The sequence below is a fragment of the Micromonospora sp. NPDC003776 genome, assembly GCF_053605645.1.
Window position 1 is genome coordinate 1 of the sequence record NZ_JBSGJR010000386.1, and the last position, 6,838, is coordinate 6,838.

Below are 6,838 nucleotides of genomic sequence, written 5' to 3' on the forward strand. Positions count from 1 at the left end.
CCAGGGCCGCGGCCAGGGCGTCGGGCTCCGCCGCCGGCGGCCCGTCGACCGCGACCCGCAGCCGGCCGGGACCGGTGGCGGCGGCGAGCCGGTCAGCCAGCTCGGCGACGAGACGCTCGGGCGTGATCGGACGGACCTGCATCCGCCCATCCTGCCCGGCGGGCCGGGCGGGCCACCACAAGATCGGCCGGGCGGGTCGGGGCTCCGTCCGGGACGAGGTGCGCGCGGTGGCCGGGCCCGCGGTTCAGCCGGTGCGGTCGATGGTGACCCGGGCGTCGTCGGCGAGGCGGTAGCCGACGCCGTAGACGGTGGTGACCAGGGGAACGTCCACGCCGACCTTGCCGCGCAGCCGGCGGACGTGCACGTCGACGGTGCGGACGCCGGCGTGTTCGTAGCCCCAGACGGCGTTGAGCAGTTGCAGCCGGGTGAACACCCGGCGTGGGTGGGCGACCAGGTGCAGCAGCAGGTCGAACTCCAGCCGGGTGAGCGGCAACGGCTCGCCGTCGCGCAGCACCGACCGGGAGGCGGCCAGGATGTGCAGGGTCGGGATGGTCGGCGCCAGCGGCCGGCCCGGGGACCGGCCGGCGGGGACCGCGTCGCGGCGCTCGACCACCCCCGGCCCGTTGGAGATCACCGCGTCACCGCGTTCGAGCAGCTCGCGGGCGGCGTCCAGGAGCCGGCGGGCGGCCGGGGTCAGCGACTCCTCGCAGGCGAGCGGGATGTTGAGGGTCACGGTGAGCACGGGTGTGGCCGTGTTGGCGGGCCGGCGCTGGCCGCCGGGGGGACGACCGGGAACCGCGGGCTGGGCCGTGTGCCATCCGGCGCGCGACGAGGCGGGGCTGACCGACATGGTCCTCCTTGGCTGGTCCGGGAACTCCCCACGGCCCGGGACGCCGCTCCATCGATGCTTCCCGGCGCCTCGGCGAGGGTCAAGGGGCGGCTGCGTTGCATGAATGTGACAATTGACGAACACATCGGAGCCGAGTGCTCGCTCTGCGTACGAGGCCAGATGATTACAGCAGAGCGGCGAGATGACCCGTTACGGGGGGTCCCTGACCGGTTCACACTGGGCGGTGTGGGGTCAGGGACGCGAACGCGGCGTACCCGTGGTCACGGGCACGCCGCGCGTGGTCGCCGCCGCTCAACCCTCGCGGTCGACCACGATCCGCGCCGCGTCGGCGAGCCGGTAGCCCACCCCGTACACGGTGGTCACCAGCGGTGTGTCGGCGCCGAGCTTGGCCCGCAACCGGCGCACGTGGACGTCCACGGTGCGAGCGACGGCATGCTCGTAACCCCAGACGTTGGCCAGCAACTGCAGCCGGGTGAACACCTGCCGGGGATGCTCGACGAGGAAGAGGAGCAGGTCGTACTCGATCCGGGTGAGCGGGATCTCCCGGCCGCCCCGGCGTACCGTCCGGATGCAGGCCAGGATCCGCACCACCTCCGGGTCCCCGGCCGGGGCGGGTGCGGGCGGCTCGGCCGGGCGGCGCGGGGCGAGCACGGCCCGGGGCGTCCCGCGCGCCTCGGCCCGGACGATCCCCTCCCCCGTCGCGGCGAGTTCGTCCAGCAGGTCGACGAGCCGGGCCAGTCCGGGCGTCAGCGCGCCGGCGCCCAGGTCGAGGGTGATGGTCAGGGTCGGTGCGGTGCGCGGCCGGGGCGGCGAGCTCCGGCCGGTCCGGTGCGGGCGCGGGGAGATGGCGACGACGGACATGGAGCCTCCTGAGCTGGCGGTACGCTGCGACGACTTCAGCGCGGCGCGTCTTGCGCCGCACCACGACCTGAAGCCGTCGTCCGCCACACCGGGTACGGCGTGACGGTCAGCGGGGCGCTCGGCCGGCGGTGACCGGCGGCGCGGCGGACGAGGGTCGTAGGAGTGGGGTGGGGCCGAGGGTGGGCAGCCCGGCGATCCGCCAGGCGGCGAACCCGCCGATCACGTCGGTGGCCCGATGCAGGCCCAGGTCCTGCAACGCGGCGGCGGCCAGGGAGGAGGTCCAGCCCTCCTGGCAGATGATCATCACCGGCACGTCGTAGTCGACGGCCTGGGGCAGCCGGGCCGGGCAGCGCGGGTCGAACCGCCACTCCAGCACGTTGCGCTCCACGGCGAGGGAGCCGGGGACGGTGCCGTGCGCGGCCCGCTGACCGGCCGGGCGGATGTCGACCAGCAGGACCCCCCGGCGGTACGCGAGGTGGGCCTGCTCGGGGTCGAGCCGGCGCAGCCGGGCGCGGGCGGCGGCGAGGATCTCCTCGATGCCCCGGGAGCCGGGCGGGGGGACCGGACAGCTCCCGGCAGGGGTCTGGGTCAACGGCATCATCGCGTCCTTCCGTGCGGCACGGGTCGGGGGGCGCGGGCCGGCCGGCTCACCAGGCGACCCCGGCCTCGGCCACCTCGGCGATCCGGAGCCGCCCGGCGACGAGGTGGTAGCGGGTCATCCGGCGCAGCGCGGGCCGGTAGGCGTGCACGCTGACCGCCGGCTGGTCGCCCCGGTTGGTGACCACGTGCACGTGGCGGGCGCCGAAGCGCCGGCCGGCGCCGGTGGCGAGCCGGTCGGGGCGCAGCCGACCGTCGGCGACCGTCTCCTCGGTGAGGGCGCCGGCGACGACCAGGAACGCCCCGGACGAGCCGCCGTGGTCGTGCAGGTCGGTGCCCTGCCCCGGCAGCCAGCTCAGCGCCCACACCTCGTGCTCGGTGTCGGCGGCGAGCCGCGCGTACCACCGCTGTCCCGGGTCGAAGCGCAGCGGGACCGGCCAGCCGGCCGGGTCGGCCCACCGGGCGGCGACGGCGAGCAGGTCGGGTGGGTCGGTGCGGCTCATCGGCGGGTCGTCCTCCCGGTACGGAGCGGCTCGGGCCCCGTCGCTCTAACCGGTAAAGCCTATAGGTTTAGTAGGGTATACCGGATGCTGGGACGACCGTCCGCGGCCCGCCGGGGTGTCAGCGCAGCACGGGCGGGTCCGCCTTCCAGCCCGGCAGCGAGGGCCAGCGCACCGTCAGCACGACCGACTCACGTTCGGCGTACCAGGAGTGGTCGACGCCCCGCCCCCACACCACGTAGTCGCCGCTCTCCCGCAGCACCACCGTGCGATCCGGCAGCTCCACCCGGAACGCCCCGCTGATCAGCACCAGCAGGGCGGTCCGCAGCTCGCCCGTCGCCCAGCGGGACCGGGCCTCCCCCGGCGGGTGCACCCCCCACTTCACCTCGACCTCGGTGCTGTGCCGGACGTCCCCGGGCGGCTTGAAGTGGCCGAGCAGCCAACCGGCGTCGGTCGCCCCGTCCACCGCCGCCTTGCCGACGTACACCCGATCGTCCATCCCGCGCCTCCCGTGCCGGCTCGGCAAGCTACCAGGCCGGACCGCCGCACGTCCCCCAACCTGGACACCTCGCCGGCGCGGGGCCGGCTCGATCCTGGACGCGGTGAGGACGGAGGGCGAGCGGGACGCGCCGGCCGGCTGAGCCCCGGCGAAGGCCGGTGGGTGGGGCGCACGGCGGCCCGGCGGGCGGTATACAGGGGCGGTGGAGGATCCCGTACCCGAGCAGATGCGGACGGCGGCCGGCGCGTTGCTGGCGGCGCTCGACGGGCCGGCCCGGCAGCGGGCCCGGCACGACTTCGACGACGAGGCCGCCCGGCGGTGGCTGGAGTACCGGCCCCGACCGCGGCCCGGGATCAGCCTCGCGGAGCTGGACGACAGCGCGCGCAAGGGCGCCCACCGGCTGCTCGCCACCGCGCTCAGCCCGGCCGCCTACGCCCAGGCGATGGCGGTCGTGGCGCTGGAGGAGGTGCTCGACCGGACGGAGGGCTGGCGGCGCGGCCGGCACAGCGCGGACTACTGGGTGGCGGTCTTCGGCGACCCGGCGCGCGACGACCGGTGGGGGTGGCGGTTCGAGGGGCACCACCTGTCGGTGAGCATGACGGTCGTCGACGACCAGGTCTCCCCCGCGCCGATCTTCCTCGGGGCCAACCCGGCCACCGTCCGGCACGCCGGCCGTCCGGTTTCCCGGCCGCTCGGGCCCGAGGAGGACCTGGCCCGGGAACTGCTGGACGCGCTCGGGCCGGCGGGGCGGGCTGCGGCGATCATCGCGGCGGAGGCGCCGGCGGACATCGTCAGCGCCACCCGCGCCTCCGCACCCGGCCGGCTCGAGCCGCTCGGGGTGCCCCGGGCCCGGCTCGCCCCGTCCGGCCGGGCGCTGCTCGACCAGCTCGTCGCGCTCTACCTGGACCGGCTCCCGCCGGAGCTGGCCGCTCGCGAGGCCGGCCGGTTGTCCGGCGGCGAGCTGCACTTCGCCTGGGCCGGCCCGGCCGGGCCGGGTCAGCGGCACTACTACCGCGTCCAGGGCGACGACCTGCTGATCGAGTACGACAACACCACCGACGACGGCAACCACGCGCACACCGTGCTGCGTCGCCCGGCCAGCGACTTCGGCGCCGACGTCCTCGCCGCCCACCACGCCACCGCCCACTGACGCTCCCCGCCGGCGGTGCGTCAGGGGTGGCGGGCCTCGATGAGGAAGCGTTGGGCGTGGGCGACGAAGGGGCCCTCGGCGCGGATGCGTTCGTGCAGGCGGCGCAGCTGCGGGCGGTAGCGGTCGACGGTGAAGCCGGGGACCGTCCAGATCACCTTGCGCAGGAACCAGACCACCGCGGCGATGTCGTGGAAGACCGTCCGCAGGGTGGCCGTACGCAGGTCGACCACGGTCAGCCCGGCCGCCTCGGCGGCGGCGACGGCCTGCTCGGGGCGGCGCGCGGTCGGCGGCGGAAGCGGCCCGAGGAAGGCCTCGCTCAGCTCCCGGACCGTGCCGGCGCCGATCTGCTGGGACAGGTACGTGCCGCCGGGGCGCAGCACCCGGGCGATCTCCGTCCACCAGGTCTCCACCGGATGCCGGCTCACCACCAGGTCGAACGAGCCGTCCCGGAACGGCAGCGGCGGCCGGTCCGCCACCTGCACCACGGTCGCCCCGATCCCGCGCAGGTTACGCCGGGCGACCGCGACGTTCGGCGGCCAGGCCTCGGTGGCGACCAGCAGCGGCGGCGGCGCGGGCACCCCGGCGAGCACCTCTCCCCCGCCGGTGTCGATGTCCAGCGCGGCCTCGGCGCCCGCCATCCGCCCCGCCATCAGCCGGGCGTAACCCCAGGGCGGCCGCTCCTCGCTGGCCCGCTCGTCGAGCCAGGCGAAGTCCCAGCCCTCCACCGGCACCGCCGCGCCCTCGGCGACGAGATCCTCGAAGTCGGTCACTCGGCCGAGCCTGCCCACGGCGGCCGGGGCCGGCAACCCGATTTCCGGCCCCCGGCGTCCGCTCAGGCGCGCGGCCGGATGATCTCCACGGTGCGGCCGGGGAGGTCGCCGAGCGGCTCGAAGCCGCTGGGCTCGGCCGCCCGGCCCCGGTCGAGCTGGCGCATCAACCGGGCGCCCAGCCACACCCCGACCGAGCCGACGGCCAGCGCGAGCAGCTCGACGGCCAGTTCGACGCCGGTCGCCCCGCGCTGCGGCGCGTGCGCCCGCATCAGGCAGCTGAGCAGGAACAGCGCCGCCATGGCGGCGTTGGTCAGGTTGAACAGGACGGCGGTGCGGCGGAAGCCGCCGGCCCGTACGTCCCACAGGTCGATCATGCCCGCGACGGTGGCCAGCCCGGCGGCGACCAGGGCGGCGACGGCCGTCCAGTAGCCCACCTCGCCGAGGAACGCCGGCCCACCGGCGACGTCGGCCAGGTCGAAGACGGCGGCGCTGACGAAGAGTCCGAACGGGAACGTCACGAGCATCGGTTGGATGGGGTGCCCCTGCACCCGCAGTCGGCTCTCCATCGGTACCTCCCCAGCTTGGAACAGCTCACCAGTCCAGGGTGCTACCCGAGGCCCATCGGGACGAAACGAATGTCGCTCAGTTGTCCCGAGGCCGGGAGACGGTGAGCACCAGCCGCTCGGCGACTTCCCGCAGCGGTATGTCCAACGAGGACGCCGCGCTGCGGAGCACCTCCAGCGCCTCGGGCGCCGGGCAGCCACGCTGCGTCATGATCACCCCGATGGCCTGCCCGACCACGCCCTCCTCCAGCAGCGCCGAGTCGAGCTGGCCGGCCCGCGCCGCCTCGCGCTCCCGGTCCCGGACCGCGGCCAGGAGCAGCCCGGCGTGCTCGGCGAGGAGCATCGCGGTGAGCTGGTGCCGGGGGGTGAGCAGGTCGGGTGCGCCGGCGTACAGGTTGATCGCGCCGATCACCTGCTCGTCCACGTCGACCGGCGCGGAGATCACACCGTGCACGCCCGCCGCCCGGGCCCGGGCGGTCCAGGCCGGCCAGCGCGACTCGTGGTCCAGGTCGGGCGCGGTGGTCATGTCGCGCCGCCGGATGGCGGTCAGCGCCGGCGTGTCCGGGCCGTGCCGGAGGTCGTCCAGCTCGGCCCGCCCCGGGTCCGAGGCGGCGACGCCGGCCGGCTCGCCGGCCCGCAACGCCGTGAACCCGCAGCTGTCCACCTCGGGTACGGCGTCCCGGGCGATCCGGACCAGCTGGCGCAGCGCCTCGTCGAAGTCGGTGGCCCCGATCAGGCCGGCGGTCAGTTCGCGCAGCAGCGCGGCGATCTCGAGTACCCCGAGGGTGTCGCCCACCGGGTCCCGCGTGTCGGTGTTCACCGGGTCACGGCCCCCGCCACCTGCACGTACGGCCACGCGGTGTCCCCGTTCGGCGCCATTGCCTGTCGCATCCGCTCTGCTCTCCCTGACTTGAAGCCCCGCCCTACTACCCTCGCAAATCAGCTCCGAAACCGCGCAAAGGGGTCCCTTCCGGCGCGTGCACGCGCCGGAAGGGACCCCACCCAGACCCTCAGCCGGACCCGAACACCCCCCCCCCCACCCCCGCCC

9 protein-coding genes are annotated in these 6,838 nt (G+C 75.8%); 1 reads left to right on the forward strand and 8 read right to left on the reverse strand.

Annotated elements, in window-relative coordinates; genetic code table 11:
- Positions 1-244: 244 nt before the first annotated feature.
- From ACWEVO_RS25600 to ACWEVO_RS25620, 5 genes are all read right to left on the reverse strand, one after another.
- Entirely contained in the window at positions 245-850 is a 606-nt protein-coding gene (locus tag ACWEVO_RS25600) for a winged helix-turn-helix domain-containing protein (RefSeq protein ID WP_452310061.1), read from the reverse strand.
- A gap of 291 nt (positions 851-1,141) precedes the next feature.
- A complete protein-coding gene (locus ACWEVO_RS25605) occupies positions 1,142-1,711 on the reverse strand; it encodes a winged helix-turn-helix domain-containing protein (protein WP_452310062.1) in 570 nt (189 codons plus the stop codon).
- A 106-nt stretch (positions 1,712-1,817) separates the two neighbouring features.
- Positions 1,818-2,312 carry a rhodanese-like domain-containing protein gene (locus ACWEVO_RS25610; RefSeq protein WP_452310063.1) on the reverse strand — a complete coding sequence of 165 codons (495 nt, stop codon included), beginning with the start codon at positions 2,310-2,312 and terminating at the stop codon, positions 1,818-1,820.
- A 46-nt stretch (positions 2,313-2,358) separates the two neighbouring features.
- Complete coding sequence (locus ACWEVO_RS25615) at positions 2,359-2,811, reverse strand: cysteine dioxygenase (protein ID WP_452310064.1); 453 nt, start codon at positions 2,809-2,811, stop codon at positions 2,359-2,361.
- Between the two features lie 118 nt (positions 2,812-2,929).
- On the reverse strand, positions 2,930-3,307 hold the full coding sequence (locus ACWEVO_RS25620) for a signal peptidase I (protein WP_452310065.1): 378 nt from the start codon (positions 3,305-3,307) through the stop codon (positions 2,930-2,932).
- Between the two features lie 202 nt (positions 3,308-3,509).
- Here ACWEVO_RS25620 and ACWEVO_RS25625 point away from each other — a divergent pair, with 202 nt between their 5' ends.
- A complete protein-coding gene (locus tag ACWEVO_RS25625; RefSeq protein WP_452310066.1) occupies positions 3,510-4,457 on the forward strand; it encodes a DUF3500 domain-containing protein in 948 nt (315 codons plus the stop codon).
- Positions 4,458-4,477: 20 nt separating this feature from the next.
- On the opposite strand, the gene ACWEVO_RS25630 is transcribed toward ACWEVO_RS25625, so the two are convergent.
- The 3 genes from ACWEVO_RS25630 to ACWEVO_RS25640 all read right to left on the reverse strand — a co-directional run bounded on the left by ACWEVO_RS25630 (position 4,478) and on the right by ACWEVO_RS25640 (position 6,610).
- The gene (locus ACWEVO_RS25630) at positions 4,478-5,227 is read right to left on the reverse strand and encodes a class I SAM-dependent methyltransferase (RefSeq protein WP_452310067.1); all 750 of its coding nucleotides are present in this window, start codon (positions 5,225-5,227) and stop codon (positions 4,478-4,480) included.
- 62 nt (positions 5,228-5,289) lie between these two features.
- Positions 5,290-5,793, reverse strand: coding sequence for a DUF2231 domain-containing protein (locus ACWEVO_RS25635; RefSeq protein ID WP_452310068.1), 504 nt, complete (start codon positions 5,791-5,793; stop codon positions 5,290-5,292).
- A gap of 76 nt (positions 5,794-5,869) precedes the next feature.
- On the reverse strand, positions 5,870-6,610 hold the full coding sequence (locus tag ACWEVO_RS25640) for a GAF and ANTAR domain-containing protein (protein WP_452310069.1): 741 nt from the start codon (positions 6,608-6,610) through the stop codon (positions 5,870-5,872).
- Between the last annotated feature and the right edge of the window lie 228 nt (positions 6,611-6,838).

Coding starts and splice junctions, on each gene's coding strand:
- ACWEVO_RS25600 (WP_452310061.1), bottom strand. CDS start 850: ATGTCGGTCAGCCCCGCCTCGTCGCGCGCCGGATGGCACACGGCCCAG.
- ACWEVO_RS25605 (WP_452310062.1), bottom strand. CDS start 1,711: ATGTCCGTCGTCGCCATCTCCCCGCGCCCGCACCGGACCGGCCGGAGC.
- ACWEVO_RS25610 (WP_452310063.1), bottom strand. CDS start 2,312: ATGATGCCGTTGACCCAGACCCCTGCCGGGAGCTGTCCGGTCCCCCCG.
- ACWEVO_RS25615 (WP_452310064.1), bottom strand. CDS start 2,811: ATGAGCCGCACCGACCCACCCGACCTGCTCGCCGTCGCCGCCCGGTGG.
- ACWEVO_RS25620 (WP_452310065.1), bottom strand. CDS start 3,307: ATGGACGATCGGGTGTACGTCGGCAAGGCGGCGGTGGACGGGGCGACC.
- ACWEVO_RS25635 (WP_452310068.1), bottom strand. CDS start 5,793: ATGGAGAGCCGACTGCGGGTGCAGGGGCACCCCATCCAACCGATGCTC.